Annotated in this window: 27 protein-coding genes; 13 read left to right on the top strand and 14 right to left on the bottom strand. The window is 66.7% G+C overall.

Features of this window, described 5'->3' with window-relative positions; all coding sequences use genetic code 11:
- Nucleotides 1–8 precede the first annotated feature (8 nt).
- Both ACQUQR_RS14475 and ACQUQR_RS14470 read right to left on the bottom strand, forming a co-directional pair.
- Nucleotides 9–593, bottom strand: a complete 585-nt coding sequence (locus ACQUQR_RS14475; RefSeq protein WP_435197216.1) for an NUDIX hydrolase — start codon at nt 591–593, stop codon at nt 9–11.
- Between the two features lie 23 nt (nt 594–616).
- Nucleotides 617–1,540 carry a diacylglycerol/lipid kinase family protein gene (locus ACQUQR_RS14470; RefSeq protein ID WP_435197215.1) on the bottom strand — a complete coding sequence of 308 codons (924 nt, stop codon included), beginning with the start codon at nt 1,538–1,540 and terminating at the stop codon, nt 617–619.
- Between the two features lie 51 nt (nt 1,541–1,591).
- On the opposite strand from ACQUQR_RS14470, the gene ACQUQR_RS14465 reads away from it, so the two are divergent.
- A complete protein-coding gene (locus ACQUQR_RS14465) occupies nt 1,592–2,242 on the top strand; it encodes a PHP domain-containing protein (protein WP_435197214.1) in 651 nt (216 codons plus the stop codon).
- Between the two features lie 18 nt (nt 2,243–2,260).
- Here the strand turns inward: ACQUQR_RS14465 and ACQUQR_RS14460 are convergent, their stop codons facing one another.
- From ACQUQR_RS14460 to ACQUQR_RS14450, 3 genes are all read right to left on the bottom strand, one after another.
- Nucleotides 2,261–3,454 carry a M20 family metallopeptidase gene (locus ACQUQR_RS14460; RefSeq protein WP_435197213.1) on the bottom strand — a complete coding sequence of 398 codons (1,194 nt, stop codon included), beginning with the start codon at nt 3,452–3,454 and terminating at the stop codon, nt 2,261–2,263.
- The gene (locus ACQUQR_RS14455; RefSeq protein ID WP_435197212.1) at nt 3,447–4,847 is read right to left on the bottom strand and encodes an APC family permease; all 1,401 of its coding nucleotides are present in this window, start codon (nt 4,845–4,847) and stop codon (nt 3,447–3,449) included. The genes ACQUQR_RS14460 and ACQUQR_RS14455 overlap by 8 nt, the downstream gene beginning before the upstream one ends.
- 78 nt (nt 4,848–4,925) lie before the next feature.
- Nucleotides 4,926–5,633: a helix-turn-helix domain-containing protein gene (locus ACQUQR_RS14450; protein WP_435197211.1), complete on the bottom strand. Its 708-nt coding sequence runs from the start codon at nt 5,631–5,633 to the stop codon at nt 4,926–4,928.
- Between the two features lie 85 nt (nt 5,634–5,718).
- Between ACQUQR_RS14450 and ACQUQR_RS14445 the strand changes: the two genes are divergently transcribed.
- Nucleotides 5,719–6,774, top strand: coding sequence for a DUF1611 domain-containing protein (locus tag ACQUQR_RS14445; RefSeq protein WP_435197210.1), 1,056 nt, complete (start codon nt 5,719–5,721; stop codon nt 6,772–6,774).
- A gap of 177 nt (nt 6,775–6,951) precedes the next feature.
- On the opposite strand, the gene ACQUQR_RS14440 is transcribed toward ACQUQR_RS14445, so the two are convergent.
- Nucleotides 6,952–7,368 (bottom strand): Lrp/AsnC family transcriptional regulator, encoded by a 417-nt coding sequence (locus ACQUQR_RS14440; RefSeq protein ID WP_435197209.1) that lies wholly within the window; start codon nt 7,366–7,368, stop codon nt 6,952–6,954.
- A 102-nt stretch (nt 7,369–7,470) separates the two neighbouring features.
- Here ACQUQR_RS14440 and carA point away from each other — a divergent pair, with 102 nt between their 5' ends.
- On the top strand, nt 7,471–8,532 hold the full coding sequence (gene carA, locus ACQUQR_RS14435; protein ID WP_435197208.1) for a glutamine-hydrolyzing carbamoyl-phosphate synthase small subunit: 1,062 nt from the start codon (nt 7,471–7,473) through the stop codon (nt 8,530–8,532).
- A 4-nt stretch (nt 8,533–8,536) separates the two neighbouring features.
- Here carA and ACQUQR_RS14430 read toward each other — a convergent pair whose 3' ends face one another.
- The 4 genes from ACQUQR_RS14430 to ACQUQR_RS14415 are packed head-to-tail and all read right to left on the bottom strand — an operon-like array spanning nt 8,537 to nt 10,816.
- Nucleotides 8,537–8,941 (bottom strand): hypothetical protein, encoded by a 405-nt coding sequence (locus tag ACQUQR_RS14430; protein ID WP_435197207.1) that lies wholly within the window; start codon nt 8,939–8,941, stop codon nt 8,537–8,539.
- 39 nt (nt 8,942–8,980) lie between these two features.
- Nucleotides 8,981–9,523, bottom strand: a complete 543-nt coding sequence (locus ACQUQR_RS14425) for an HD domain-containing protein (protein WP_435197206.1) — start codon at nt 9,521–9,523, stop codon at nt 8,981–8,983.
- A 46-nt stretch (nt 9,524–9,569) separates the two neighbouring features.
- Nucleotides 9,570–10,007 (bottom strand): group I truncated hemoglobin, encoded by a 438-nt coding sequence (locus ACQUQR_RS14420; RefSeq protein WP_435197205.1) that lies wholly within the window; start codon nt 10,005–10,007, stop codon nt 9,570–9,572.
- Nucleotides 10,008–10,060: 53 nt separating this feature from the next.
- Nucleotides 10,061–10,816, bottom strand: a complete 756-nt coding sequence (locus tag ACQUQR_RS14415; protein ID WP_435197204.1) for a DUF1405 domain-containing protein — start codon at nt 10,814–10,816, stop codon at nt 10,061–10,063.
- 264 nt (nt 10,817–11,080) lie between these two features.
- Between ACQUQR_RS14415 and pdxS the strand changes: the two genes are divergently transcribed.
- Together pdxS and ACQUQR_RS14405 are read left to right on the top strand one after the other, a co-directional pair.
- Entirely contained in the window at nt 11,081–11,989 is a 909-nt protein-coding gene (pdxS, locus tag ACQUQR_RS14410; RefSeq protein WP_435197203.1) for a pyridoxal 5'-phosphate synthase lyase subunit PdxS, read from the top strand.
- Between the two features lie 39 nt (nt 11,990–12,028).
- A complete protein-coding gene (locus ACQUQR_RS14405; RefSeq protein WP_435197202.1) occupies nt 12,029–12,451 on the top strand; it encodes an SCP2 sterol-binding domain-containing protein in 423 nt (140 codons plus the stop codon).
- Here ACQUQR_RS14405 and ACQUQR_RS14400 read toward each other — a convergent pair.
- On the bottom strand, nt 12,448–13,323 hold the full coding sequence (locus ACQUQR_RS14400) for a homoserine kinase (RefSeq protein WP_435197201.1): 876 nt from the start codon (nt 13,321–13,323) through the stop codon (nt 12,448–12,450). The genes ACQUQR_RS14405 and ACQUQR_RS14400 overlap by 4 nt on opposite strands.
- Nucleotides 13,324–13,534: 211 nt before the next feature.
- On the opposite strand from ACQUQR_RS14400, the gene ACQUQR_RS14395 reads away from it, so the two are divergent.
- Nucleotides 13,535–14,833 (top strand): NAD(P)/FAD-dependent oxidoreductase, encoded by a 1,299-nt coding sequence (locus tag ACQUQR_RS14395; protein WP_435197200.1) that lies wholly within the window; start codon nt 13,535–13,537, stop codon nt 14,831–14,833.
- Here the strand turns inward: ACQUQR_RS14395 and ACQUQR_RS14390 are convergent.
- Entirely contained in the window at nt 14,830–15,423 is a 594-nt protein-coding gene (locus ACQUQR_RS14390) for a DUF6149 family protein (RefSeq protein WP_435197198.1), read from the bottom strand. The two genes, ACQUQR_RS14395 and ACQUQR_RS14390, sit on opposite strands and share 4 nt — an antisense overlap.
- 104 nt (nt 15,424–15,527) lie before the next feature.
- Here ACQUQR_RS14390 and ACQUQR_RS14385 point away from each other — a divergent pair, with 104 nt between their 5' ends.
- From ACQUQR_RS14385 to ACQUQR_RS14355, 7 genes are all read left to right on the top strand, one after another.
- Nucleotides 15,528–16,760 (top strand): NAD(P)/FAD-dependent oxidoreductase, encoded by a 1,233-nt coding sequence (locus tag ACQUQR_RS14385; RefSeq protein WP_435197197.1) that lies wholly within the window; start codon nt 15,528–15,530, stop codon nt 16,758–16,760.
- A 65-nt stretch (nt 16,761–16,825) separates the two neighbouring features.
- Nucleotides 16,826–17,218: a DUF7124 domain-containing protein gene (locus ACQUQR_RS14380; protein WP_435197296.1), complete on the top strand. Its 393-nt coding sequence runs from the start codon at nt 16,826–16,828 to the stop codon at nt 17,216–17,218.
- Nucleotides 17,219–18,037, top strand: coding sequence for a hypothetical protein (locus ACQUQR_RS14375; protein ID WP_435197196.1), 819 nt, complete (start codon nt 17,219–17,221; stop codon nt 18,035–18,037).
- Nucleotides 18,038–18,083: 46 nt separating this feature from the next.
- Nucleotides 18,084–18,617 (top strand): DUF5815 family protein, encoded by a 534-nt coding sequence (locus ACQUQR_RS14370; protein WP_435197195.1) that lies wholly within the window; start codon nt 18,084–18,086, stop codon nt 18,615–18,617.
- A 151-nt stretch (nt 18,618–18,768) separates the two neighbouring features.
- Nucleotides 18,769–18,996, top strand: a complete 228-nt coding sequence (locus ACQUQR_RS14365) for a hypothetical protein (protein ID WP_435197194.1) — start codon at nt 18,769–18,771, stop codon at nt 18,994–18,996.
- Between the two features lie 224 nt (nt 18,997–19,220).
- Nucleotides 19,221–22,442 (top strand): carbamoyl-phosphate synthase large subunit, encoded by a 3,222-nt coding sequence (gene carB / locus ACQUQR_RS14360; protein ID WP_435197193.1) that lies wholly within the window; start codon nt 19,221–19,223, stop codon nt 22,440–22,442.
- 329 nt (nt 22,443–22,771) lie between these two features.
- A complete protein-coding gene (locus ACQUQR_RS14355; protein WP_435197192.1) occupies nt 22,772–23,284 on the top strand; it encodes a hypothetical protein in 513 nt (170 codons plus the stop codon).
- 223 nt (nt 23,285–23,507) lie between these two features.
- Here ACQUQR_RS14355 and ACQUQR_RS14350 read toward each other — a convergent pair whose 3' ends face one another.
- Together ACQUQR_RS14350 and ACQUQR_RS14345 are read right to left on the bottom strand one after the other, a co-directional pair.
- Nucleotides 23,508–23,720: a hypothetical protein gene (locus ACQUQR_RS14350; protein WP_435197190.1), complete on the bottom strand. Its 213-nt coding sequence runs from the start codon at nt 23,718–23,720 to the stop codon at nt 23,508–23,510.
- Nucleotides 23,721–23,776: 56 nt separating this feature from the next.
- Complete coding sequence (locus ACQUQR_RS14345) at nt 23,777–26,365, bottom strand: valine--tRNA ligase (RefSeq protein WP_435197189.1); 2,589 nt, start codon at nt 26,363–26,365, stop codon at nt 23,777–23,779.

Below are 26,365 nucleotides of genomic sequence, written 5' to 3'. Positions count from 1 at the left end.
GGGCGGCGTCAGTCGAAGTCGCGCCGCATCGCGATCTCGAACCACGGGCAGAGCCGCAGCTGCCGGTAGAACTTCGGGTTCTCGTGGAGGTACTCGTAGGGGACCCACAGCAGGCCCGCGACCTCCTCGGGGTCGGGGTCGAGGGAGGTGTCCTCGAGAGTGCACTTGAGGACGGAGCAGACCTCCCACTCCAGCCCCTCGTTCTCGTAGTAGCGCTTGTACTCGAACTTGTCCGTGACTCGCAGGTCGCTGTACTGGTCGGGGGTGATACCGAGCTCCTCCTCCAGACGCTCGCGGGTGGCCTCCTGCTGGGTCTGGCCCTCGACGGGGTGGGAGGCGACGGTGCCGTCCCAGTAGGTGTCCCACAGGCGTTTGTCGAACGCGCGCTGGGCCAGCAGGATGTTGTCGTCCTCGTCGAAGACGAGCGCGGTGAACGCGCGGTGGAGGATGCCGTCGCCGGTGTGGGCGTCCAGTCGGTTCACGGTCCCCTGCGGGTTGTCGTCGCTGTCGACGGCGATGACGTCCTGCAGGGCGTTTTTGTGGTCCTGTTCGGCCGTGCCGACGGCCCCCTCCGGGTCAACGTCGCTGCTCATGGCTCGGAGAATGACGACCCGGCTTAAGGAGCCTTCGACTTGCCCCACTCCTCCGGTTCGGGGTCGTAGCGCTCGCCGACGTAGACGGACATCGCCCCCTTCCGCGAGCGGGCCGTGAGCGTGTTCCGCTCGACGAGCTCGCCGTCGAGCGAGAAGGTGACTGGCTCGCCGTCGTGGGTCACGTCGAGGCGCGGCACCTTCACGCGGGTGAGGTGTGACGCGCCGCGCCGGAGGAGCTTGTCCGCGGCCCCGCGCGACAGGTAGTCGAGGGCGGGGCGCTGTTCGATGATGACGACGTTCATGAGGCCGTCCTCCATGTTCGCCTGCTTCATCCGCTCGCCGGGGAACCGGCGGCCGTTCCCGACCAGCAACATGATGGCCTCGCCCGTCCACACTCGCTCACCCTTCTCTCCCGCGCGGACGTCGAGTTTCAGGCCGTCGAACCGCCGAGTCTCGGCGAGCGTCTGGAGGACGTACGCCATGACGCCGAGGCGTTTCTTCATCGCGGGCGTGGTCTTCGCGGAGGACTCGGCGGTGAGCCCACCGACACAGGAGTTGATGAACACGCGGTGCCCGTTGTCCTTGACGGTGCCCAGGTCGAGCCGTCGCGGGGCCGTCTCGTTCACGATGCGAAAGGCGTGGTCGATGCCCTTGATGCCGATGTTGTCGGCGAAGTTGTTGCCCGTCCCGGCGGGGACGACGGCGATGTCGGTCGCGGGGAGGGCGTCGGCCTCGTCGAGCCCCCGGCCCACCTCGTTGAGCGTGCCGTCGCCGCCACAGGAGTAGACGAGTTCGGCGCCGGCCTCGCCGGCCTCCCGCGCGAGCGTGAGCGTCTCGCCGCGCTTCGTGGACTCCCACACCTCGATCCCCTTGCGCTCGGCGATCGCCTTCGCCCGTTTCGATTTCTCGCGGTCCCCGCTGTTGGGGTTCCGCACCATGACGCGCATAGGGGAGAGAGACGGGGCAAGACCAAAGCCCTGCCCCCGAGAGGGGACGGTGTGTACGCCGTCGACCTCCACTGCCACACGCGCTTTTTCCACGCGCGAGCCGGCGAGCCGACGCCGTTCGACCCCGTGGGTGCCCGTCTGCTGGCCCGCTACGCCCGCAGACGGGGGCTCGATGCCGTCGCGCTCACGAACCACGACTACTACGAGCCGTTCTTTCTGGAAGGAGTACTCGTGATTCCGGGCATCGAGATCTCGACCACGCGCGGGCACCTGCTCGTCGTCGGCCCCGACCCACCCAGACGGACGACCCCGGGCGAGCTCACCCCCGAGGACGCCGTCGCGCTCGCGCACGACCGCGACTGCGTCGCCATCATCCCCCACCCGTTCCGTCACTCCACGGTCCGCCGGTCGGACGCGCCGTTCGACGCGGTGGAGTGCAACGGGAAACACCCGGAGACCCACGGGCGAGCCCGGGCGCTCGCGAACCGACTTGGCTGTCCCACGGTCGGGGGGTCGGACGCCCACTTCCCCTTCGAGGTCGGACGAGGCTACACGGAGATCGAAGCGGAGGAGCTGACCGCCGAGGCCGTGGTCGACGCAGTGCGGGAGGGCCGGGTGCGGGCAGTCGTCGACGACGGCCGGGGCGCGCGAACGATGCACCGGCTCTACGACGTCGTGCATCGGGTGCGTGGGCACCGCTGAAAAGAGGAGGGACGGGCGCTACGTGAGCAGGTCCTCGCCCGCCGCGACGAGCAGTTCTGCGACCTCGACGACCTCGTCGGTGTAGACGAACTCGCCGGCCCCGTGGATGTTCTCGCCGTCCGGGCCGACGATGACCGTCGGGAGGTCCGCCCGGTCGCCGAGGTAGTTGAAGTCGCCGACGCTGGCGAAGTAGCCGAGGTCGGGCGACTCACCGGTGACGGTCTCCGAGGCGCGCTGGAGCGCCCCCACGAGCGGGTGGTCCTCGTCGGTGACGTACGGCCCGTATTTGATGCCGGGGTCGGGAGCCTCGCGGAAACCCAGCTCGACCTCGCTGTCGAGGGCCAGCTCCTCGATGATGGTCTCCGCCTGGCTTCGGACGTCCTCTTCCGTCTCGCCGATGACGACGTGGCGGTCCACCATCAGCCGGGCGCGTTCCGGGACCGAGAGCGTCTGGCTCCCCCCGTCGAGCAACAGCGGACAGACCGAGCCGTCGCCCAGTTTCGGGTGCGAGCCCACGTCCATGCCGTCGAGCGCTTCGGCGAGCCGGCCGGCGTCGACGACGGCGTTCGTTCCCTTGTACGGCTGTGAGCCGTGGGCAGCCTCCCCCTTGACCGTGATATCGTAGAGGTAGCGGCCGCGCGCGCCGAGCAGGAGCGCGGGGTTCTCGAGGTCCTCCTGTGCGAGGATGGGGCCCGGCTCCGTGACGACGGCCATGTCCACGTCGTCGGTGTAACCGTCGCGGATGAGTCGGTCGGTGCCCAGCCCGTAGGGACCCTCCTCGTCGACGACCGCGGTGAGCAGCACGTCGCCCCGCAGGTCACGCTCGGCGAGCGCCGCGAACGCGACCATCGCGGCCGCGAGCCCGCCTTTCATGTCGCAGGCCCCCTGGCCGTACAGTCTCCCGTCCTCGATGCGGCCGGAGCAGGGGTCCTCCTCCCAGTCCTCGACGAGCTTCACGGTGTCCATGTGGGCGTTCAACAGGAGCGTCGGCGCGTCCGGGTCCGACCCCTCCAGCCGCGCGACGACGTTGTCGCCCTCGTACGCGGTGATGTCCGGCTCGGAGACGTGGTGGTACTCGGGGTCGAGCCCCCGCGCGTCGAGCCAGTCGTAGACGAACGCGGCGCATTCGTGTTCCTCGAAGTACGGGCTCGGGATGCGCACGAGCTCCTGCAAGAGGCCGATGGTCGCCTCCGGGTCGACGCCCTCAGTCATCGTTCAACAGCCCCACGTTCGGGTCGTGGTCGTCCGAGTGGACGCCCGGCAGCGTGTCGAGGATGGCCTCGATGTCCTTCTCGCGCTGCTGGCCGCGATACCAGTAGAGCCCGAAGACGGCGAGGCCGACGACCATCCACGGCACGTACACCTGGAGCGACCCTTGATACGCCTGTGTGAGCAGCGCCCCGGAGCCGAGGACGGCGACGAGCCCGGTCGCGTAGAGCCCGAGTCCGAGGTCGAAGCCGGCACGCTCGCTCAGTTCCGAATCGGTGAACAGGACGTACAGCACCGTCGCGGAGACGGTGAGGTAGGCGATGAGATAGCTGAACGTCGCGATGGCGAGCGCCTGGCTCAGCCCCGTGCTCCAGAAGGTGAGGGCCGCCGCGACGGCATAGAGGGTGAAAAGCGAGAAGTGGGGCGTCCCGAACCGCTCGCTGACGCTCACGAACTGCTTCGGGAACACCTCGTCCCACGCCCACGAGTAGGGCATCTTGATGCCCGCGGCCATCACCGCGTGGACGCTCGATGCCGTGGCGAGCAGGCCGCCGAACGCGACGATGGCCGTCCCGATGTCACCGAGGAACGCCTCGGCCGCGGTGGCGAGCGGGCGGGCGGAGTTCGCCAGCACGGTGTAGTCCCCGACGACGCCGTAGATGACGATGGAAGTCCACACGTACAACGCGACGAGGATGGCGGTCCCCCCGGCCATCGCCAGCGGGAGGTTCCGTGAGGGGTTCTTCACTTCCGCGCCCATCTGTCCCGCGACGGCGATGCCGATGTACGCGTAGAACAGCGGGACGGCCGCGGCGAGGAAGCCGTCGAACCCGCCCGTGAAGAACGGCTGGTAGTTCGCGGGGTCGATGCTGAACGACCCGGGGATGACGAGCACGAGGATCGCCGCCATCAGCATGCCGAAGATGGCGTTCTGCGAGACGCTGTACCCACGGGTACCGATGAGGTTCACGAGGAACAGGACCGTGAGCAGGCCGAACCCGGCGAGCTTCGCGTCCACGCTCGGGTAGAACACCTGCAGGTACGACCCGAAGCCGATGGCGAGGACGGCGTCCGCGGCCATGTATCCGAGCCACTTCGACCACGTGACGATGAACCCGGGGAGCCGACTCCCGAACGTCCGGGAGATGTAGGCGTACGACCCCGCGGCCGCGGGGAAGATGGTCGCCATCCAGGAGTAGTTCACGGCGATGCTCATCGCGAGGATGCCGGAGAGCACGACGACGAGGATGACCGACGGCCCGGTGGTCGACGACGCCGTTCCGAGCGTGACGAACAGCCCGGCCCCGAGCGTCCCCGCGACGACGGTGCTCATCGCGCCTAACAGCCCGATGTCCCGCGAGAGACTGTTGCTGTCTCGCTGTGCTGTGGAAGACATACCCATTTGTGTGTTTCTCTATCACATAGGACCCCTGCCTAGGATGAGAGGGGACCGTTCGGGACGGCCGCGATCCCGCTACTCGCCCAGGAGCTTCGCCTCGGCCTTCCGCAGATGTTCGAGCAGCGTGGCCTTCGAGATGTCGAGTTCGGCCGCGAGGTCGTCGGCGCTCGTCTCGCGGGGCCAGCTGTAGTACCCCTCCGTCCGGGCGAGTTCGTACGCCTCGTGCTGGCGTTCGGAGAGGTCGTCGGTGTTGAACAGCCCCGTGCCGGCGGAGGGTGCGGTGATGAGTTCGACCCGGATCTCGGCGTCCATCTCCTCCCGGATCTCCTCGACCCGTTCGTAGACGGTGCGGCGTGTCTCGTTGACGAGGACGGTCCAGTACTCCCGGCCGTCGTACATCCGCACCGGCTCGTCCGGAATGAAGCCACGGGAGACGAGCGCGTCGTTGATGCTGTTCTCGATGTCGTACTCGACCACGATACCGCGGGTCGCGTGCCCGTCCGCGAGCTCCGGCGTGCTACCGTGACCGTCCGTCTCCCAGACGGAGTCGGTCAGCGGGGAGTCGTCGATGGCCCCGATGAGGTCGTCGACGACGGCGTGGCTCCGGCCGTAGGCGGTGAATCGCCCGGTCGCCTGCCCGTCGACGGTGTGGACACCGTGACCGAGCAGTCCCCCGTCCGTCTCCGCCGTCACCTCCAGCGTCCAGCAGTCGGGATGCCAGATGTCGAGTGTGACGCGGACGCCGTTCCCGGTTCGCTGTCCCCCGCGCCCTCGTGTGCCCATACCGAGGTTTCGAGATGTGTTACCAAAAGTCATCCCCTTCTATGAGAGGGACGGGGCTTTCGGGGCCGGTGTGCGAACGGGCCGCATGGACCTCCGTAGCGCCTTCGACGTACCGGCACCCGCCATCGTCCTCGCCGAGGGGGAGTTCGGCACCCCGCACGGCAAGACGGCGAACGGCGTCGTGCTGCACAGCGAACTGTTCGACGCCCGCGCCGTCGTCGACTCGACCACGGCCGGCCGGACCGCGAGCGACTGTCTCGAGCGCCCGGACGTACCCGAGATTTCCGTCGTGGAGTCCACCGCCCGCGCGCTGGAGGTGGCACCGGAGGCCGCGGCCCTCGTCATCGGCGTCGCCCCCGCGGGCGGCCAGCTCCCCGAGTCGTGGGTCGCCGACATCGAGACCGCGATCGAGAACGGGCTCGACGTGGTCTCGGGGCTCCACACCTTCCTCTCGGAGGACGACGAGTGGCAGGCGCTGGCCGAGGCGCACGGCGCGCGCCTGTTCGACGTGCGAAAGCCCCCCGCCGCGGACCGGCTCCGCGTCGGCGACGGGCGCGTGGACGACCTCGACGCCGACGTGGTGCTCACCCTCGGGACGGACTGTGCGGTCGGCAAGCGCACCACCACCTTCGAGCTCTACCGCGCCGCGAGGGAGGCCGGCCTCGACGCCGGCTGGGTCGCCACCGGGCAGACCGGCGTCATGGTCGGGGCCCACCGGGGAACCGTCATCGACCGCGTCCCCGCGGACTTCACCGCGGGCGTCGTGGAGGAGATGGTCTGTGACGTGGCCGAGGCCCACGAAATCGTCTTCGTCGAGGGGCAGGCCGCGCTCACTCACCGCGCGTACTCCGGGGTGACCCTCTCGCTGCTCCACGGCGCGTGGCCCGATTCGGTGGTGCTCGTCGACGAGCCCGCTCGTCGGATGCGGGAGGATTTCGACCGCTTCACGGTCGACGGGGTCGAGAAGGAGCGACGACTCGTGGAGGCCCTCTCAGAGGCGACCGTCACGGCCATCTCGACGTGGGCCGACGACCCCGCGAGCGTCGGCTACGACCTCCCCGCCGCGAACGTCTACCACGAGGACGGGCCCGAAACGTTGCTGGCGGCCGTCCGGGGGTCGCTGTCAGTTACCCACGACTAAGTCGTGGGCTTCCGCCTCCACATCAGGTGAGCGCCGGCCCCGGTGGCCCGCGCGCGGCCGTCGACCTCGACGGGAACCAGTTGCTCGACGCAGACGTTATCCAGCGGGAGCGCGGGCCGGCCATCGACATCACGGGGCCGGGACACGGTGTCGACCCGGTAGGGAGAGAGGGCCGCTTCAGCGACCCAGCTCCTCGTTCAGGATCAGTCGCGTCTTCGTGGAGACGACCTCGTCCAGCTCGCGCGCCCTGGTGATGAGGTCGTTCAGCGCGGTGGTGTCGGCCGCGTCGACGACCATGACGATGTCCTCCTCACCGGAGACCTGCCAGACGAAGTCGACGTCCGGCCAGTCGGCCATCTCGTTGGTCACGGCGAAGGTGTCGACGTCGACGGCGACGCTCACCTCGACCATCGCCTTCACGTTCCCCGTGCGGGTGGCGACGGTGAACCGTTCGATGACGCCGTCCTCGACGAGCCGCTCGACGCGGTTGCGGACGGTGCCCTCGGAGGTCCCGACCTGTTCGGCGATTTCGGTGTAGGGGGTTCGGGAGTCACGGCGGAGGATGCCGAGGATCCGGTGGTCCAGGTCGTCCATCGAGGTGAGACGCTACCCTCGGGGGGCACTTGACGATTACGAAATTCGTAATCTGGCTTCGAACACAACGATTAAGCACGGGGTGTCCATACGAATCACGTAATGACAGAGGCGTACCTCGCGCTCGAAGACGGCCGCGTGGTCGAAGCCCGTTCCCGTGCTCCGGGTCGCACGCGCGGTGAACTGGTGTTCACGACCGCGTACACCGGCTACGAGGAGTCGCTCACCGACCCCAGCTACGAGGAGCAGGTGCTCACCTTCTCCTACCCCCTCATCGGGAACTACGGGGTCCGACCCGAGCGCTTCGAGTCCGACCGCGTCCACCCGCGGGCCGCCGTCGCCCGGGAGCTCACGGAGGACGTCGCCGAGTGGCTCGCGGCGGAGGGCGTCCCCGCCGTCGACCACCTCGACACCCGTGACCTCGTCGTCAGCGTGCGTGAGGAGGGGGCGATGAAATGCGGCATCGCCGCCGGCCCCGACGCCACCCCCGAGGCCGCGAAGGAGGAGCTCGCCCAGTGTAAGGGGATGTCCGAGCACACGGACATCGGCAAGCAGGTGTCCATCTCGGAGCAGAAAACGTTCAACACCGATGGCTCGGGCCCTACCGTCGCGCTCGTCGACTGCGGGGCGAAGGGCTCTATCGCCGACTCGCTCGTCGCCCGCGACGCCGTCGTGGAGCAGGTGCCCTACGACGCCTCCGTCGCGGACGTGGAGGCCGTCGACCCGGACATCCTGTTCGTCTCCAACGGTCCCGGCGACCCGAAGAACTTCGAGCAGGCCGCCGTCCTGGTAGAGGAGTTCGTCGGGGAGATGCCCCTCGCGGGCATCTGTCTCGGCCAGCAGGTCATCGCCAACGCGCTCGGCGGCGCCACGGAGAAGATGACGTTCGGCCACCGCGGCGTCAACCAGCCCGTGAAGGACCTCCGGACGAACAAGGTCGTGATGACGACGCAGAACCACGGCTACACCGTCTCGGAGCCCGGTCCCCTGGAGGTCACCCAGATCAACGTCAACGACGACACCCCCGAGGGGCTCGAGAGCGAGGAACTCGACATCATCACGCGCCAGTACCACCCCGAGGCCAACCCCGGGCCGCACGACACGCTCGGGTTCTTCGACGACGTGCTCGGCCTCGCGGACGAGGCCGTCCAGCCCGCGGACTGAGAGCCTACTTCGTTTTCTCGCCGAGCCGCTCGCCGAGCCGCCGGAACCACAGCCCGATGGGGGCGAGCACGACGTTCACGAGCCCGACGCCGACCATCAACGACCCCAGATACGCGTAGTCCGTCGCCGTGGTCGGCGAGAGGAACGGCCACGCCCAGACGGCGATACCGCCGGTGACGAGCCCGAAGGAGAAGCCGGGGGTGACCCCCTGGAGCCGTTCGAGGACGATGCCCGCGAAGCCGACGAACCCGAGGAGGAAGACGAGCGTCCCTGCCGGGTCCTCACCGTTGGCGAGCAGGAGGGTGATGGCGCCGGAGGCGACGAAGCCGCCACCGAGCAGCCGGAGCTGTCGTTTCTGTCGGGCTGCCTCCGCGTCCTCGGTCGGTTCCGCGGGCGTCTCGTCTGCCATAGCCCGACCAGAACCGACGCGGGGTTAGCCCTTTCGCGTCTACGCCTCGCGCAGGTCGTCGAGGACGGTGGCCCGGATGGCCGTCGCCGCGGCCTCGTCGGCACGTTTGATGAGCGCGGCCTCGAGGAACGCCGGGGCCACGGGCGTGCGCGAGGTGTGCGAGAGCACGATGTGGGCGTACTCGACGGGGAGCCCCACCCGGGCGACGAGGTGGACGCCGTAGAACGGGTGGCCGAGCAGGTCACCGACCTTCGTGTCAGTCATCCCGTCGAACTCCGCGAGCTTCGAGAGGTCGTGCACGAGGACGCCCGCGGTGAGCAGGTCCCGGTCGAGGTCGGTCCCCCGCGAGCGGTCGAGCGCGTCCGCCAGTCCGAGCGCACAGGCGTGCACGTCGTTCACGTGGCCGACGAGCGTCTCGCCGTCGATGTCGTGTTCCCGCTGTGCGGGCGGGAACCACGGGACGGAGGAGAGGTCGTCGATGCCGAAGTCGGCACAGGCGGTCGCCCAGGCCTCGGTGACCTGGGTTCTGAGGGTGGGGTCCTCGATGGTCTCGATGGCGGGGAAGTGGTCCGTGAGATGCATCTGGGTGGCGTTCGCCGCGGTGCCGTATCAATCAGGCGACGCCCTGTTACGGGGCGGTCCAGTCCTCGTCGCGGTGTTTGTCGGCGACCACCTCGTCGCGGAAGCTGTCGATGATGGACATCAGCTCCCGGATCTCGGGTTCCGGGACGCCCACGTGATACAGGGTGGCTTTGATCTCCGTGCGCACGAGGTCGAACTCCAGTTCGGTGACCTCGAGCTCCTCGTGAGCCTCCTCCATCCCCCGCCCGGGGTAGACGTCCGGACCGCCCGCGTGAGTGACGGTCCACGCCGTTACGAGGTACTTGAACCCCGCCGGGTCGTGCGTCTCGTGGAACTCCGCCGTGACGGGGTTCTTGTTCGCCGTGTCGTTGTGGAACAGCCGGTCGGTGAGGACGTCGACCGCGCCCGCGATGCCGTAGACGCCGCCGAGTCGCTCGAAGAGTGGTTCCGCGTCCGATGGTTCCCCTGTGTCAGTAGATGACATACCACAGTAGCTGAGGAGAGCACATTAATAATCATTCATGTTGTATTATCAAGTTACCTGCCGGTTCCCTCGTTACCCACAGCTCGCCGCTTCAGCGTCGCTACCCGCGTCGCGAGCGCGAGGAACGTCGCCAGCATCGTCAGGACCACCGCCCCCGCGGCGGCCATGTCGTGGGCGGGGACGGTGTGGACGAACTCACCGTCCACGAGCTCCGCGACGAGGACCGTGTGGTGGGGGTCGCCCACGATGGGGATGAAGTAGTCCACCACGTCGTTGAGCGCGTACCACGCGAGCGCGACGGCGACGGCCCCCACCCGGAACTCCGTGTAGCGGTAGATGAGGAACGCCTGGACCACCATCGCGGCGTGGCTCCAGACGAGGAACTGGTACATCGCCCAGAACGTGTCGCCCTGCCCCTCGATGACGAGGAGGACGTACGGCGTCCACGCCCCGAGTTTGAGACAGCCGAAGAAGGCGAGTGCCGACAGGACCTCGGAGTGTCTGTCCAGTTTCCACAGCGCGAGCGACCCCGCGATGAACAGGGTCGCGACGGGCGAGTCGGGGACGAACGGCCACATCACGGGGTCCGTGACGGAGAACTGGAATCCATAGTAGTAGAACCCGAACGCCGTCCCGGCGAGGTTGATGAGCACGACCGCCCACGCGACCCGCAGGCCGAACTCCTCCAGCCAGTCGGGGAGGGGGGCGACGTACCACGGGAGGTCGGCGCGCTCGGGCGGCGCGTCGGTGTACGGCGCGACGAGCGCGTTCAGCCACGCACCGAACCGCGCCGCGTACCCGGATGCCATGCGCTGTGGAACGGAGTGAAAGGGTAAAAACACCCCGGAGGCGGTGGTCGGTTCTCGTTCATGTTGTCCCACTCACGGCCAACGCCCTCCCTGCGGTCACCGCTCGCATGTTGGCGATGGACACTCGGCCTCGCGTAGCTCGGCCTCGTGTACATCGCCCTGCTCGCGGGTCACTCCGTTCCCCGCTCACTGTTCGGAAACGCTCGCTACGCTCACGTTTCCCAAAGGACACGCGTTAAGTGTCCGCCGTCCCAACCCGGAGACATGCCTGAAGCAACGGATATCGAGGAGCTCCGACGCGGTACGGAGCTCGTCAAGCGCGGCTTTGCGAAGATGCAGAAGGGTGGCGTCATCATGGACGTCGTCACGCGCGAGCAGGCCCGCGTCGCCGAGGACGCCGGCGCCGTCGCGGTCATGTCGCTGGAAGCGGTTCCCGCGGACATCCGCAAGCGCGGCGGCGTCGCCCGCATGGCGGACCCGAGCCTCCTCGAAGGAATCATCGACGAGGTCTCCATCCCGGTGATGGGGAAGGCCCGTATCGGCCACACCGCCGAGGCCCAGATCCTCGAGGCCGCGGGCGCGGACATGATCGACGAAAGCGAGGTCCTCACCACCGCGGACGACGAGTACCACATCGACAAACGCGAGTTCACCGCCCCGTTCGTCTGTGGCGCGCGCAACCTCGGCGAGGCGCTCCGGCGCATCAACGAGGGCGCGGCGATGATCCGCACGAAGGGCGAGGCCGGCACGGGTGACGTGAACCAGGCCGTCAAGCACCAGCGCGCCATCCAGCGCTCGATTCGCAAGCTCTCCGGGATGAACTACGAGGAGCGCGAGGAGTGGGCTCGGAAAAACGAAGCGCCCGCCGAGCTGGTCCACGAGACGGCCGACATGGGCCGGCTCCCGGTCGTCAACTTCGCGGCCGGCGGCATCGCCACGCCCGCGGACGCCGCGCTGATGATGCAGCTCGGCTGCGACGGCATCTTCGTCGGCTCCGGCATCTTCGGCGCCGAGGACCCGACCGCGATGGGCGAGGCCATCGTCGAGGCCGTCAACAACTGGGACAACCCCGACAAGCTCGTCGAGATCGCCTCCAACCTCGGCAAGGGGATGAAAGGGCAGGCGAACGAGACGATGCCCGAGGAGGAGAAGCTCCAGGGCCGCGGGGTCTAAACGACAAACAGTTTTATCGTTCTCGCCAGTAGTACTGGCATGGCGATTCCGTTCCCATCCGATGCGTGGATAAAGGAGTACCAGACCCGGCTAAACGAGAACGAGACCTACCAGGAGGCCGCCGACGGCTGGGGCGTCGGCTTCAACGGCGATTTCATCTTCCACGTGCAGGCGGACGACCGGCTCCCGGAGGACCGCTTCTTCTTCCTCGGGCTCGAGGACGGCGACGTGTACGACTGCCGTGAGATCGAGTCACCCGACGAGGTGGACGCCGGCTTCACCATCCGGGGCGACTACAGCGACTGGATCCGTCTGAACGAGGGCGAGGTCGGCGCCGTCGACGGGATGATGTCCGGCGTTTTCGACATCGAGGGGGACATGCAGAAGGTGCTCCAGTACTCGCAGGCGGCGGTGGCGATGACCGAGACCTCCCACGGTATCGAGACCGACTACGAGTTCTAGAGGCGTTCGGCTCCACGCCCCACGCGCGTCTTGAACGCGCGGGAGGTGACGCCGTTGTCGTCGAACGCGTCGAGCATCGCCGAGGCGATCTCGTGACGGTCGTCCTCGTAGCAAGCCGCGAGGATGGCGGGGCCGGCCCCCGAGATGGTGACGCCGGTGGCACCGGCGTCGAAGGCGGCCTCCCGCACGTCATCGTACCCCTCGATGAGCTTCGCACGGGCGGGGGTGACGACGGGGTCGTCCATCCCTCGCCCGACGAGTTCGGGGTCGCCGCGGGCCATCCCCGCGGTGAGCGTGGAGGCGTTGCGCACCGTCTCCACGACCTGACTCATCGACGCGCCGTCGGGGACCACGCGGCGGGCGTCGCGCGTCGAGACGACGATCTCGGGGAGACAGGCGACGAGCGGCACGTCGGCGTTCAGTCGCGTGACGCCGTCGTCGCGGGCGATGGTGAACCCCCCGAGGATGGCGGGGGCGACGTTGTCCGAGTGAGCCTCACCCGAGACGACGGCCTCACCCTTCGCGGCGATGGGGACGAGTTCCTCGCGGGTGTACCCCCGGTCGTACAGCAGATTGAGCGCGACGGCGGCGGCCGCGGCGCTCGCGGCCGAGGAGCCCAGTCCCGACGCGGGGCGAATCCCCTTGTCGATGTGGATGTGCGCGGGGGCGTCGAGCGCCTCGGCGACGGCACCGACGGTGTTCTTCTTCGGGTCCTCGGGGATGAACTGGCTCCCCGCACCCGTCACCTCGATGGTGGTCCGGTCGGCCTTCTCCACGCGGACGATATCGGCCGGCCGCTCCAGGGCGACCCCGAACACGTCGAAGCCACTGCCGAGGTTCGCGCTCGTCGCCGGGGCCCGGACGGTCAGCATACCGTCTCCTATTTCGACCGGCCGGATAAAGCTACCCGAACGGCCGGCGACCCCAGCAACCCATAGACTCATACCGTGTGCCACGCTAGCACAGGACGAGTCCGGTCGTCGGGCACGCGGTTGCGACCCGACTCGTCGGGGGGTGGGACCTCATCGGCAGTTCCGACGCGGGTTCCGAAACGCCCTTACAGCGGCGCGGGTAGCCTCCGGTATGATCGGCGTCGTCGGCGGTGGAGTCGCGGGGCTCGCGGCCGCCTACCGACTGCAGCAGGCCGGCCACGAGGTCCGGGTGTTCGAGGCGTCGGACCAGGTGGGCGGGCTCGCCGCCACCTACGAGACCGCCGGCGACCGCATCGAGGCGTACTACCACCACCTCTCGAAATCCGAGGAGACCATCGTCGAACTCGCCGAGGAGCTCGGCGTCGGCGAGAAGGTCGAATGGCGACTCGGCAAGAACGCCTACTACGTGGAGGGGACGGTCCACCCGCTCGACACCCCGTGGGAGATCCTCGCCTACCCGTATCTCTCCGTGTACGACAAATTCAGACTGGGGATGTTAACCCTCGAGATCGATGTGCGTGGTGGGGTCCCCCCCTTCGACACCTACGACTCGCTGGAGGCGTTCGAGGACGTCCCCATCAAGGAGTTCCTCGTGGAGCACACCACGCGGGGCGTCTACGACTACTTTTTCGAGCCGCTGCTCGACGCGAAGTTCGGCTCCCGGAAGGAGGACGTGAGCGCGGCGTGGCTCCTCGGGCGCATCAAGTTCAGAGGGGAGCGCGACCTCATGCGCGGGGAGATCCTGGGCTACTTCGACGGCGGGTTCGGGGTGTTCCTCGACGCGCTCGTGGAGGGCGTCGGCCGTGAGCACATCACCACGGACGCGCGCGTACAGGACATCGGGTTCGACGACGAAGTGAACTCGCTCACCGTCGAACACGACGGGAGTGTCGAGGAACACGCGGTCGAGTCGGTCGTCGTCACCACGATGCCCAATCTCTTAGAGGAGTGGACGGGCTACGCCTGCGATATCGACTTTCAGGGCTCCGTCTGTGCCGTCGTCGGACTGGAGGACTCCCTCACCGACACGTACTGGCTCAACATCGCCGACGACGCCCCCTTCGGCGCACTCATCGAGCACACGAACTTCGTCCCGCCGGAGCGCTACGGCGGGGAACACCTGCTTTACTGTGCGTCGTACGTCCAGGACCTCGATGAAGCGCTCTGGAAGATGAGCGACGCGGAGGTCGAAGAACACTGGCTCTCCGGTATCGAGGACATGTTCCCCGACTTCTCTCGTGAGTCGGTGAACTGGATGAAGATCGCGCGCAACCCCAGAACGGCCCCGGTCTACGAGCGCGGCTATCTGGAGAAGGTAGTCCCCTACGAGCTGAGCGAGGTCACGGAGGGGCTCTACTACGCAGGGATGGCCTCGCGGGCGCAGTACCCCGAACGCTCGCTGAACGGGGCCATCGTCGCGGGGTTCGAGGCCGCCGAGCGGATATCTTAGGCGTTCGCGTCCTCGTCGTCGAGGCCGGGCGCGGCCGAGACGTCCACGTCCCCCGGCTCCTCGGCGTCACCGCCCTTCTGCATTCCCTCCGGGGTCTCCACGTACACGTCGTCCGCGAAGCCGGCGACGGCGTTCTCGAACTCGCCGTCCGCCATCTTCTCGGGGGTCGCCGGCGCGTCGGCGATCCCGCCCGCGGGTCGGAAGTCGCCGAGCGGGTCGTCGATGGTGATGTCGTGGGCGCGGAAGAACTCGACGTAGCGGTCGTAGTGGGTGTCGAGTTCGTCGCCGGGGAACTCCATCATCTCGGCCCAGCCGTGGTTGAAGAAGTCGAAGTTGGCCTGGATGTGGGTGATCTCCCGGGCCTCGGCCTCCGTGTAGCCCGCCTCGAGTGCGGCGACGTACGTGTCCATCGTCGCGTCGAAGAAGTCGTCGAGATGCGCCCGCCGTTCCGCCCGGCGCCCCTCGTCGGCCTTCTTGAGGAAGATCTTCGTGTGCATGTCGACCAGCTTCTCCGTGGCGATGTCGCCGATGACGGGCGCGGTGAGCGCCTGCTTCGCGGCCCAGTGGCGGACGTTCTGGCGGATCTTCATACCCGAGTTGGGGCCGCGAGGACCTTCAACGTCCCGGAGCCGGTGGTTTCGAACGAGATCCGGACATAGCAATTCACATTAATCCCCGTTTCCTACCCCGCGTCATGGCTACGTCGCACGTCATCATCGGCGACGGGATCGCGGGCTCGTCCGCCGCGGAGACCATCCGGGAAGCGGACCCGGACGCCTCCGTGACCGTCATCACAGACGAGGGGGAGGCGCTCTATAACCGGATCCTCATCAAGGAGTTCGCCAAGGGGAAGCTCCCCGAGGCGCCCATCTCCATCCACGACGAGGGCTGGTACGAGGAGCGCGATATCGACCTCAAGCTGAACACGCACGTCACGGGCTTCGACGCCGACGCCCACGAGGTGTACACCCACGAGGGCGAGACCATCGACTACGACAAACTGCTCATCGCGACGGGCGGGACGCCGACCCAGCTCCCCGTCGAGGGCTCCGACGCCGAGGGCGTCCACCACTTCTGGACGTTCCAGGACGCGCGCAACATCAAGGAGCACGCCGAGCAGGCCGAGAAGGGCGTCGTCGTCGGGGCGGGGCTGCTCGGCATCGACCTCGCGGCCATCTGCGCGGCGCAGGGTATCGAGGGGAACTACCTCATGCGCGGTGACGCGTGGTGGCGCTACGCGCTCTCCGTGGAGGGGGCCGAGATCATCCACGACGCGCTCCGCGAGCGCAACGTCACCCCGGTCTTCGGCTCGGGTGTCGACCACTTCGAGACGGACGAGGACGGCGAGGTCGTCGCTGCCGTCGACCCGAACGGCGAGCGCTTCGAGGCCGACTTCGCCGGCGTCGCCATCGGCCTGAACTTCAACACGGAGTTCCTCCGCGACACCGGGCTCGAACTCGACGACGGCATCGTCACGGACGAGTACATGCAGACCAACCTCGAGGACGTGTACGCCGCGGGGGACATCACCCGGTTCCACGACCTCATCCTCGGCGAGATGGCCCAGAACGGGGCGTGGGGCTCCGCGAAGGAACAGGGCTCCATCGCCGGTGCGAACATGGTCTCCGGCGAGGAGACGGAGGAGTTCCGCTGGGTCTCCTCCTATTCGATCACGCACTTCGACTTCCCGTTCCTCTCCTTTGGCCACCCGACGCTCGGCAACGGCGACGTGGAGAAGAAGTACTCCGACACGGAGTGGCGCCGCGTCGCGATCAAGGACGGAAAGGTCGTCGGGGGCGTCCTCATCGGCGATCTGGCCCCGCAGTCGAAGTTGAAGAAGCTCGCGCGTGAGCAGATCGACATCTCCGGCAAGGAGGACCTCCTCCTGAAGGAGACCATCGAGATCGACGACTTCATCGACGCGTAAGCTTCCAAAGGATTTTCTCTCACGGCGTTTCTTTTCTGTACATGAACGGCGGCGGCTCCAGCGATATGACGCTGGCTTTCGAGTTGGAGGCATTGAAGCGGCTCGCACGGCCGGGTGAGGTGTTCACGGACGCCCGCTCGTGGAGCAAGTACGTCGGCGTGGTGAGCGACAAGCCCACCTACGTCGTGACGAACTTCACGCGCAAGAACCGCATCCGGCAGGACTTCTTCTCCGGCCCCCGCGGAAAAGCGGAGTCGCTGGAGAACGTGAAACGGCAGTTCGACACCGACCGCCACGTCTTCATCGGGACGGGCGAGGCCGATGAAGCGGTAGCACAGGAAGTGGGCTGGGAGTTCCTCCCCGTCGAGCAGGCCGCCGAAGCGGCGGAGTGGGAGCTCGGCGACCCCGAGGCTGCGGCGAAGGAACGAGCCGCCGAGGAGCGCGACGACTGGCCGTAGATGGATACGACCACCGTCCTCCGCGAGGCCGGCTCGCGGCTGCGTGACCGACAGGTCCTCCCCCTGCTGGTGGGATTTCTGCTCGTCAGCCTCGCGACCGCGGTGGCCCGCCAGACCCTCCTCGACGCCTCCCTCACGCAGTTCCTCGCCGCGGGCGGGGACCCGGCCACCCTCCCGGTCCCGCCGGAGGAGCTGCGCCCGATCCCACTGGCGCTCCCCGTGGGCTACTCCGTCGCCGTACTCGGGGCGTTCGCGCTCGCGCTCGTCTCGGAGTACCTCACCGTCGTCACCCTCCGGGTGTACGCCGGCGAGTCGCTCGGCGACGCGGCGCGCCGCCGGGTCATCGGCGCGACCTCCTCCGGGTTCCTCGTCGGCATCATGGTCAGGGGGCTCGTCGTCGCCGGGCTGGTCGCCTTCGTGATTCCGGGGATCTTCTTCGCCATCGTCTTCCTGTTCGCCCACGCCCGCGTCGCCATCGAGGACGAGAACGTCTTCGCCGCCCTGCGCGGCTCCTATCGGCTGACGGAGGGCCACCGGCTCTCGGTGCTCGGCGTGGTCGCCCTGCTGCTCTCTCTGTACCTGGTCCCGCAGGTCGTGGGGAGCTTCCTCCCCACACAGGAGACCGGCCTCCTCGTGGCGGCCGTGGTGCGGGCGCCGGTCCTGCTCCTCTCGTCTGGCGTCGTCGCCCGGGCGTACGTCGCGCTGCGCGACGCGCCCGTGGCGCCCGAGGAGCCGGCGGAGGAAACCGACGAGGACGACGAGGACGAGGAGGACTACTGGAACCAGCCGCTCGGGGCCGACGACCTGCCGGAGCCCTGAGCCCGAATCAGACGACGTTTTACGTTCGCGCTCACAAGGACCGCCAATGGTAGAGCCGCGCGTGCCGGGCACGGACGATGGCCGGCTGGAGCTCCCCTGTGGCGAGTCGGTCCACGTCCACGACATCGACCTCGGGATGCGAACGTACGAGTGCGACTGCGGGGCGAGCCACGCCGTCGTCACCGACGTGCATCCCCTCTCCCGGTTCGTCCCGGAGTTCCTCGTCGAGGTCCTCCGTGAGACCGTCGACACCGCGGACGACTTCGGGGAGTTCTCGATGCCGCATCTGATGGGCATCGTCTTAGAGGAGTTCCCGGAGCAGGTCGTCTCGAAGGACGTGAGCGAGAACGGCCACGTCGGCTACTCGATGCTCTGGCTGACGGATTTCGATACCCGCCGGCTCCACGCCATCGCGGTCGAACTCATCGTCGAGCTCATGGAACACGCCATCAGCCACGCGAGCGACGACGGCGCGATGGGTCAGTTCGAGGAGCAGATGCTGGAGTTCGACATCGACGCCTTCGTCGAGGAGTACCGCGCGAAACGCGACTTCGACGACGAGTACTCCACGCCCGTCTGAGCCGCACCGCGCCCCGGGAGACACGCCCGTCTCCCGACTCCCTGTTGCTGTCTGACACCCCCATCCGAACGTCGTCCGGTGATTTCGGCCGAAACGCCGTCCGACGGCTGTCTGACGGGTGATTATGATGTTCGGGGTGGTGTGTATGCACATGCGCTTACGCCGGGGTGAGTTCGAGCGGATCCGCGCAGTCCTCTCCGAGGCGGAGCTGGACGAACCGCTGACGGCGCGCGAGATCCTCACCGTTCTCGAGGAGCACGGTGAGGAGTTCGACAGCGCCCACCGCGTCGCGACCGTCCTCGGCCGGCGGGCCGAGAGCGGCGACGTGGAGGTCATCCAGGACCAGCCGTATCGCTATCGCCTCGGCGACCGGAACTGAGACGGGCCCAGCCACGACGGCGCGTTTCTACAGCGACTGTTCGAGTAGCGGATGCGCCCGAGCGGCCGCATCCCGGCTGCTGCCCTCCGGTCGTAGTCGTCCGCGGGCGCACGTGAGTGTATCACACGTCTCGCAAACGCTGCCGGATTCGATATTCGAAATCTCGTTTCGCATCTCGTAATCTTTCGCCGAACTTATTACGATGTGCGAACCAGCCCGTTGTAATGAGCGACGAGGCAACCTCGCCGACGGCTCGGACCAACCCCGAGAACCGCACCATTCTGCTCATCGGCTCCGGCCCGATCCAGATCGGGCAGGCCGCCGAGTTCGACTACTCCGGCGCGCAGGCGTGCCGGGCACTGCAGGAGGAGGGGGCCCGAGTGGTCCTCGTCAACTCGAACCCCGCGACGATCATGACCGACCCGGAGATGGCCGACAAGGTGTACGTCGAGCCCATCACCGTCGACGCCATCTCGGAGATCATCGAGAAGGAGCGCCCGGACGGCGTCATCGCCGGGCTGGGGGGCCAGACCGGGCTGAACGTCACCGCGGAGCTCGCGGAGGAGGGCGTCTTAGACGAGTTCGACGTGGAGATCATGGGCACGCCGCTGGACACCATCTACGCCACGGAGGACCGCGACCTGTTCCGCCAGCGGATGGAGAAGATCAACGAGCCCGTCCCGGCCTCCACCACCATCTCGCTCGACGAGGGGGAGTCCGTGACGGACTTCGACGAGGAGTCGTTTAGACGGAAAGTCGAGGACGCCGTCGAGGAGGTCGGGGGGCTCCCCGTCATCTCCCGGACGACCTACACCCTCGGGGGGAGCGGGTCGGGGGTCGTGGAGGAGATGGACGAGCTCGTCGAGCGCGTCCGCAAGGGGCTTCGCCTCTCGCGGAACTCCGAGGTGCTCATCACGGAGTCCATCTCCGGGTGGGTCGAGCTGGAGTACGAGGTGATGCGCGACGCCGACGACTCGTGTATCATCATCTGCAACATGGAGAACATCGACCCGATGGGGATCCACACGGGCGAGTCCACGGTCGTCACGCCCTCGCAGGTCATCCCCGACGAGGGGCACCAGGCGATGCGCGACTCCGCGCTGAAGGTCATCCGCGAGCTCGGCATCCAGGGTGGGTGTAACATCCAGCACGCCTGGCGCGACGATGGCACGCCGGGTGGGGAATATCGGGTGGTGGAGGTGAACCCGCGCGTCTCGCGCTCCTCCGCGCTGGCCTCGAAGGCGACGGGCTACCCCATCGCCCGCGTCACCGCGAAGGTGGCACTCGGCAAGCGCCTCCACGAGATCACCAACGAGATCACGGGCGAGACCACCGCCGCCTTCGAGCCGGCCATCGACTACGTCGTGACGAAGGTGCCGCGCTGGCCGAAGGACAAGTTCGGCGACGTGGACTTCACGCTCGGGACGGCGATGAAGTCCACCGGCGAGGCGATGGCCATCGGCCGCACCTTCGAGGAGTCGATGCTGAAGGCGTTGCGCTCCTCGGAGTACGACCCCGCCGTCGACTGGGCCGACGTGGACGACGAGGAGTTGGAGGCGAGCTATCTCGAGGCTCCGACCCCGGACCGTCCGTACGCCATCTTCGAGGCGTTCCACCGCGGCTACTCGGTCGAGGAGATCATCGACCTCACCGGCATCAAGGAGTGGTACGTCGAGCGGTTCAAGCGCATCGCGGACGCCGCGGCAGCCGCGAGCGAGGGCGATTTCACCGGCGCCACCGAGTTGGGATACACGAACAGCGACGTCGCGGAGATCGCCGACGAGCCCGTCGAGACCATCGAGGAGGACTCCGTCCCCCGGCGGTTCAAGCAGGTGGACACCTGCGCCGGCGAGTTCGAGGCGACGACGCCGTACTACTACTCCGCCCGCGAGCGCTTCTCGGATATCTCCCGCAACGAGGTACAGGTCGACCGCGAGAAGGAGTCGGTCGTGGTGGTCGGCGGCGGCCCCATCCGCATCGGGCAGGGCGTGGAGTTCGACTACTGTGCGGTCCACGCCGTCCGCGCGCTCCGCGAGTCGGGTATCGAGGCCCACGTCGTGAACAACAACCCGGAGACCGTCTCCACCGACTACGACACCTCAGACGGGCTGTTCTTCGAGCCCATCACGGCCGAGGAGGTCGCGGACGTGGTCGAGGAGACCGGTGCGGACGGCGTGATGGTCCAGTTCGGTGGCCAAACGTCGGTGAACATCGGCGAACCGCTCGAGGACGAGCTCGCGCGCCGCGGACTCGACTGTGAGATCATGGGCACCTCCGTCGAGGCGATGGACCTCGCGGAGGACCGCGACCGCTTCAACGTCCTCATGGACGAGATGGGCATCTCGCAGCCGGAGGGCGGCACGGCAACGTCGAAGCAGGAAGCCCTCGCACTCGCCCGCGAACTCGGCTACCCGGTGCTCGTGCGTCCCTCGTACGTGCTCGGCGGCCGCGCGATGGACGTGGTCCACTCCGACAAGGAGCTGGAGACGTACATCGAGGAGGCCGTCCGGGTCTCCCCCGACAAGCCCATCCTCGTGGACCAGTTCCTCGCGGACGCGGTGGAGCTGGACGTGGACGCCGTCTCCGATGGCGAGGACGTCCTCATCGGCGGCATCATGGAGCACGTCGAGAGCGCGGGTGTCCACTCCGGCGACTCGGCGTGTCTCATCCCGCCGCGCTCGCTCTCGAAGGAGACCCTCGAACGGGTGCGTGAGGTCACCCTCGACATCGCCCGCGCGCTGGATACGGTGGGGCTGCTGAACGTCCAGCTCGCCGTGAAGGACGGCGAGGTGTACGTGCTCGAGGCGAACCCGCGCTCCTCGCGCACCGTCCCGTTCGTCTCGAAGGCGACCGGCGTCCCCATCGCGAAGCTCGCGGCGAAGGTGATGGCCGGGGCCTCGCTGGAGTCGCTCCACGCGGACGAGCAGGTGCCCGAGCACATCAGCGTGAAGGAGGTCGTCCTCCCGTTCGACCGCCTCCCCGGCTCGGACCCGCGGCTCGGCCCGGAGATGAAGTCCACGGGTGAGGTCATGGGGACGGCCCGCTCCTTCGGGAAGGCCTACCTCAAGGCCCAGTCCGCGACCGGAAAGGCCATCCCCACCGAGGGGACGGCCGTCATGGACCTCGAGACCCTCCGCGGGCTCTCGGAGCGCAACGAGGACCTCTCCGACATCGAGGCGGGACTCCACCGCCACTTCGACGTGAAGACCCCCGACGAGTTCGACGACCTCATCGGTGCGGTCCGCTCCGGCGACATCGACCTCATCTGCTCGCGCAACCGTGACCTGCTCGAGGTCGCCGTCGAGGAGGAGATCACCTACTTCTCGACGGTGCCGTCCGCCCGCGCCGCGCTGGAGGCCATCGAGACGAAGGACGAACCGCTCGACGTGCTGGCGCTCTCCGAACGCCCCACCGAACAGCGGAAGTGGGGCCTCGGCGAGGAGTAATAACAAACGGAACTGGCAGATGATTTAGTCAGGAGTTGGGATAGCTGTTTTGTTGATATTCACACCCCTGCGAGGGGATATTTAATAATACTGGCAAATATTATACAGAGTGAATGGAAACTTTTGGTACAGTAATCGCGTCAATAATCTCGGGAGCAGTTGGTGGAATTTTGGCAACAACGACGGGAACAATTCTTGTTCAACGATTTAAACGACCGAAACTAAAATTTGCTGCGAATGTCAATAAACGGGCCTCGTCACCAGCTGACGAACCGGCCGCGACAGCAGATTTCAATGTTCAAATTGAGAATCACGGTCGTTCTGTAGCGATGAACTGTAAGCCGCAAATCCTGTTTGAAGGAACCCACGATACATCGATAAAAGAACCATTCATGACCGAAGATGGATTCGAAGATGTTGAAGTCGATGTTACAGAACGTTATAAAATTGAAATAGTTCCAGAATGGATGGATAGTGAGCCAAGCAGGCGAATTGATATAAATCGACATGAACGGGTGAGACTCCCACTGTTCACAGTGACTACAGAGACGGTAGGACCGAATACGCACACGCAGATACGGTTTGGTTCAAATTTATCAAAGGAAGAAGTAGAAGAGAAGGGTCAGCTGTTTTCAAACCCAGTTCGGGTTGAAACACCATCCAGGAAACCAGCTATGGAGCCAAATGTTAGGTATGAACATTCGCTCTCGAAAGAGACTTTCAAAGAAATAGATTGGAACCAAAAAAGTATCACAATAACGTCTGCAAATGCAGAGAAACTCGATTCGGAGTTGGAGATTGAGTGGCACGACGGAGAGATACCTGCGGTTTGTCGATTATAAGATAACGAAAAGCTATTGTGATCTCCTGTTGCTGATGCTCAAATATTTATAAACATACGGGTGCGACGTTGGATATCGTCGCTACTCGATAATCAACACGGCACCCTCCGTCCCCCGAAGCTCGCCCTCCCCCGAGTAGGTGCGTTCCTCGGTCACCTCGAACAGCTCTTCGCCGAGGACTTCGCCCGCGACGTGGGGTTCGACGAGCGTTCGAGAACGCGGGCTACACCAGCCCGCGGACGGACCGAAGAACGTAGCCGAGGATGACGCCAGTAAAGAGAATGAGTGGCCCATCGGAGACCTGGCCGCGGGAGACGAGATACGCCATTCCTAAATAAAGAACGAGGACGAAGACCGCCGCGATTCCGAGGACGCCCGCGCGCCACGCGGTGATGCCCGCAGTCTGTAGCCGGTCGGTGGTCGAATCGCCGTCCATAGTTTCTCATCAAACCCGAATGACATCAACCCGACGGTCTTCGGGACTGAGCGGGCCTACTCGATGATGAGCACGGCGCGCTCCGTCTGCCGGAGCTCCCCGTCGCCCGTGTAGGTCCGCTCCTCGGTCACCTCGAACAGCTCTGCGCCGAGGACCTCGCCCGCGACGTGGAGCTCGCCGTCCTCGATGTCGTACTCACCCGCATCGAGCGCGGCGTCGATCTCGCCGACCTTCGAGCCGAACTGCGGGCCGACGGTGGCGTAATCCAGCGAGATGTCGGTGATTTCGGTGGTCGTCTCGGGCGGCTCCTCGAGCGTCTCCACCTCGTCGACATGCATCGCCCCGGCGATGGCCTCCTCGAACCCCGCGACGGGGCCGTAGATAGAGACTTTCGAGAGCGGGGCGTTCATCGCCAGCCCGTTGTCGGTCTTGTAGCCGCGGAGCGCGCCGATGATCTCCAGGGCGGTCTCACCCGCCTCCCGGTCGGCGTCGTACCCCTGCGGCTCGGGCCAGTCCTGGAGGTGGACGCTCCCCTCGTGGCGCATCTCCCACAGCTCCTCCGTGATGTGCGGGAGGAACGGGGCGAACAGCTTCAGGAACGTCTCGTGGGCCTGCGCGAGCGCGTAGGCGGAGGAGTCCGTCTCCAGCTGCTTGGCGATCTCGAGGTAGTCATCACAGAACGTGTGCCAGAAGAACGACCGGAGCCGGTCGCGCGCTTTGAGGAACTCGTAGGCCTCGAAGTGCTCCGTCACGTCCGCGACCACGTCGTCCAACTCGGCGAGCAGCCACTCGTCGATGGGGTCGAGTTCGTCGGGGTCGTCGGCGTCCTCGGCGAGCGAGAACACCAGCTTGGAGGCGTTCCAGAGCTTCTGGAGCAGCTTCTCGCCGGTGACGAGGTCGTTCTCCTTGAACGGGAAGTCGTCGCCCACGGCGGCGCCGGCGGCCCAGTAGCGCGCGGCGTCCACGGGGAAGTCTTCGAGGACTTCGGCGGGCGCGACGACGTTCCCCTTCGACTTGGACATCTTCTTTCGATTTTCGTCGAGGACGTGGCCGTTGATCATCACGGAGTCGAACGGCACCTCGCCGGTGTGCTCGTAGCACTTGATGACGGTATGAAAGAGCCAGAAGGAGATGATGTCGTGGCCCTGCGGCCGGAGGTCGAACTGGTAGAGCTCGGGATGCTCGAAGGAGAACCCGTCGCCGTCCCAGTCCCAGCCGGCGTTGATGAGCGGGGTGAGGCTGGAGGTGGCCCAGGTGTCGAAGACGTCCTCCTCGGCCTCGAACGCGTCGTGACCACACTCGGGGCAGGCGTCGACCGGCGGGTCGTCCGAGAGCGGGTCGACCGGCAGGTCCTCCTTCCGGGCGAGAATCGGCTCGTTACACGCTTCGCAGTACCAGACCGGGAACGGGATCCCCGAGTCGCGCTGCCGGGAGATACACCAGTCCCATTCGAGCCCCTCCACCCAGTGTTTGTACCGGGTGAACATCTTCTCGGGGTACCAGTCCATCTCGCGGCCCGCCTCCAGGTACTCCTCGCGCTTGTCGAGCACTTTCACGAACCACTGGTCGGTGACGCGGAACTCGATGTCCGTCTCACACCGCTCGTGGACCTGCACGACGTGCTCGATGGGGCGCTGTTCGACGAGGTGGCCCTCGGCGTCGAGGTCCTCGATGATTGCCGCGCGGGCCTCCTCCGTCGAGAGTCCCGCGTACTCACCGGCCTCCTCGGTCATCGTCCCCGATTCGTCGATGGCCACGCGGAGTGGAAGGTCGTGGGCCTGGTACCACTCGATGTCCGTCTGGTCACCGAAGGTACAGCACATGACGACACCAGTTCCCTTCTCCATGTCCACGCGCTCGTCCTCGTAGACCGGGACCTCGTGGCCGAAGAGGGGGACCTTCGCGGTGGAGCCCGGCAGGTCGTCCGTACGCTCGTCGTCCGGGTGGACGAACATCGCGACGCAGGCGGGGAGGAGTTCGGGACGCGTGGTGGCGATGGTCACGTCCTCGCGCTCCGGGTGGTCCACCAACTCGAACGTGATGTCGTTGAAGTGCGAGTCGCGCTCGGCGTCCTCCGTCTCGACCTGCGAGATGGCCGTCTCACACTCCGGACACCAGATGGCCGGGCCGCGCTGGCGGTACTCCCGACCCTGCTCGTAGAGGTCGATGAACGAGAGCTGTGAGAGCCGCTGGACGCGGGGTTCGATCGTCTTGTAGGTGTGGTTCCAGTCGACGGAGATGGCGAGCGACTGGACGTTCTCCGTGAACTGCGCCTCGTACTCGGCACAGACCTCACGGCAGAGCTCCTGGAACTCCCGGCGGCTGTAGTCCTGATGCCGCACACCGAGTTCGGACTCCGTCAGGCGTTCGCTGGCGATGCCGTTGTCGTCGTACCCGAAGGGGAAGAAGACGTCCCCCTCACGCATCCGGCGGAACCGGGCGACGAGGTCCTGCAGCGTAAATCCATAGAGGTGGCCCATGTGCAGGTCGCCCGAGACCGTCGGCGGTGGGGTGTCGATGCTGAAGGCGGTGTCGGGGTTCTCGCCCTGGTAGGCGTACGTTTCCTCATCGACCCAGTGGTCCTGCCACTTGGGTTCGACTGCATCGGGGTCGTACTCCCCCTCTGGTCGCTGGTGGTTGCTCAT

The organism is Natronomonas sp. EA1 (assembly GCF_051195035.1).
Lineage (GTDB): Archaea > Halobacteriota > Halobacteria > Halobacteriales > Haloarculaceae > JBNTJV01.
The sequence above is the reverse complement of the archived record's forward strand: the minus strand, read 5'-3'. Positions and strand labels throughout refer to the sequence as shown.

Bases quoted from the DNA above. Each gene is read 5' to 3' on its own strand.
- ACQUQR_RS14475 (WP_435197216.1), bottom strand. From the start codon at position 593: ATGAGCAGCGACGTTGACCCGGAGGGGGCCGTCGGCACGGCCGAACAG.
- ACQUQR_RS14470 (WP_435197215.1), bottom strand. From the start codon at position 1,540: ATGCGCGTCATGGTGCGGAACCCCAACAGCGGGGACCGCGAGAAATCG.
- ACQUQR_RS14460 (WP_435197213.1), bottom strand. From the start codon at position 3,454: ATGACTGAGGGCGTCGACCCGGAGGCGACCATCGGCCTCTTGCAGGAG.
- ACQUQR_RS14455 (WP_435197212.1), bottom strand. From the start codon at position 4,847: ATGTCTTCCACAGCACAGCGAGACAGCAACAGTCTCTCGCGGGACATC.
- ACQUQR_RS14450 (WP_435197211.1), bottom strand. From the start codon at position 5,633: ATGGGCACACGAGGGCGCGGGGGACAGCGAACCGGGAACGGCGTCCGC.
- ACQUQR_RS14445 (WP_435197210.1), top strand. From the start codon at position 5,719: ATGGACCTCCGTAGCGCCTTCGACGTACCGGCACCCGCCATCGTCCTC.
- ACQUQR_RS14440 (WP_435197209.1), bottom strand. From the start codon at position 7,368: ATGGACGACCTGGACCACCGGATCCTCGGCATCCTCCGCCGTGACTCC.
- carA (WP_435197208.1), top strand. From the start codon at position 7,471: ATGACAGAGGCGTACCTCGCGCTCGAAGACGGCCGCGTGGTCGAAGCC.
- ACQUQR_RS14430 (WP_435197207.1), bottom strand. From the start codon at position 8,941: ATGGCAGACGAGACGCCCGCGGAACCGACCGAGGACGCGGAGGCAGCC.
- ACQUQR_RS14425 (WP_435197206.1), bottom strand. From the start codon at position 9,523: ATGCATCTCACGGACCACTTCCCCGCCATCGAGACCATCGAGGACCCC.
- ACQUQR_RS14420 (WP_435197205.1), bottom strand. From the start codon at position 10,007: ATGTCATCTACTGACACAGGGGAACCATCGGACGCGGAACCACTCTTC.
- ACQUQR_RS14415 (WP_435197204.1), bottom strand. From the start codon at position 10,816: ATGGCATCCGGGTACGCGGCGCGGTTCGGTGCGTGGCTGAACGCGCTC.
- pdxS (WP_435197203.1), top strand. From the start codon at position 11,081: ATGCCTGAAGCAACGGATATCGAGGAGCTCCGACGCGGTACGGAGCTC.
- ACQUQR_RS14405 (WP_435197202.1), top strand. From the start codon at position 12,029: ATGGCGATTCCGTTCCCATCCGATGCGTGGATAAAGGAGTACCAGACC.
- ACQUQR_RS14400 (WP_435197201.1), bottom strand. From the start codon at position 13,323: ATGCTGACCGTCCGGGCCCCGGCGACGAGCGCGAACCTCGGCAGTGGC.
- ACQUQR_RS14395 (WP_435197200.1), top strand. From the start codon at position 13,535: ATGATCGGCGTCGTCGGCGGTGGAGTCGCGGGGCTCGCGGCCGCCTAC.
- ACQUQR_RS14390 (WP_435197198.1), bottom strand. From the start codon at position 15,423: ATGAAGATCCGCCAGAACGTCCGCCACTGGGCCGCGAAGCAGGCGCTC.
- ACQUQR_RS14385 (WP_435197197.1), top strand. From the start codon at position 15,528: ATGGCTACGTCGCACGTCATCATCGGCGACGGGATCGCGGGCTCGTCC.
- ACQUQR_RS14380 (WP_435197296.1), top strand. From the start codon at position 16,826: ATGACGCTGGCTTTCGAGTTGGAGGCATTGAAGCGGCTCGCACGGCCG.
- ACQUQR_RS14375 (WP_435197196.1), top strand. From the start codon at position 17,219: ATGGATACGACCACCGTCCTCCGCGAGGCCGGCTCGCGGCTGCGTGAC.
- ACQUQR_RS14370 (WP_435197195.1), top strand. From the start codon at position 18,084: ATGGTAGAGCCGCGCGTGCCGGGCACGGACGATGGCCGGCTGGAGCTC.
- ACQUQR_RS14365 (WP_435197194.1), top strand. From the start codon at position 18,769: ATGCGCTTACGCCGGGGTGAGTTCGAGCGGATCCGCGCAGTCCTCTCC.
- carB (WP_435197193.1), top strand. From the start codon at position 19,221: ATGAGCGACGAGGCAACCTCGCCGACGGCTCGGACCAACCCCGAGAAC.
- ACQUQR_RS14355 (WP_435197192.1), top strand. From the start codon at position 22,772: ATGAACTGTAAGCCGCAAATCCTGTTTGAAGGAACCCACGATACATCG.
- ACQUQR_RS14350 (WP_435197190.1), bottom strand. From the start codon at position 23,720: ATGGACGGCGATTCGACCACCGACCGGCTACAGACTGCGGGCATCACC.
- ACQUQR_RS14345 (WP_435197189.1), bottom strand. From the start codon at position 26,365: ATGAGCAACCACCAGCGACCAGAGGGGGAGTACGACCCCGATGCAGTC.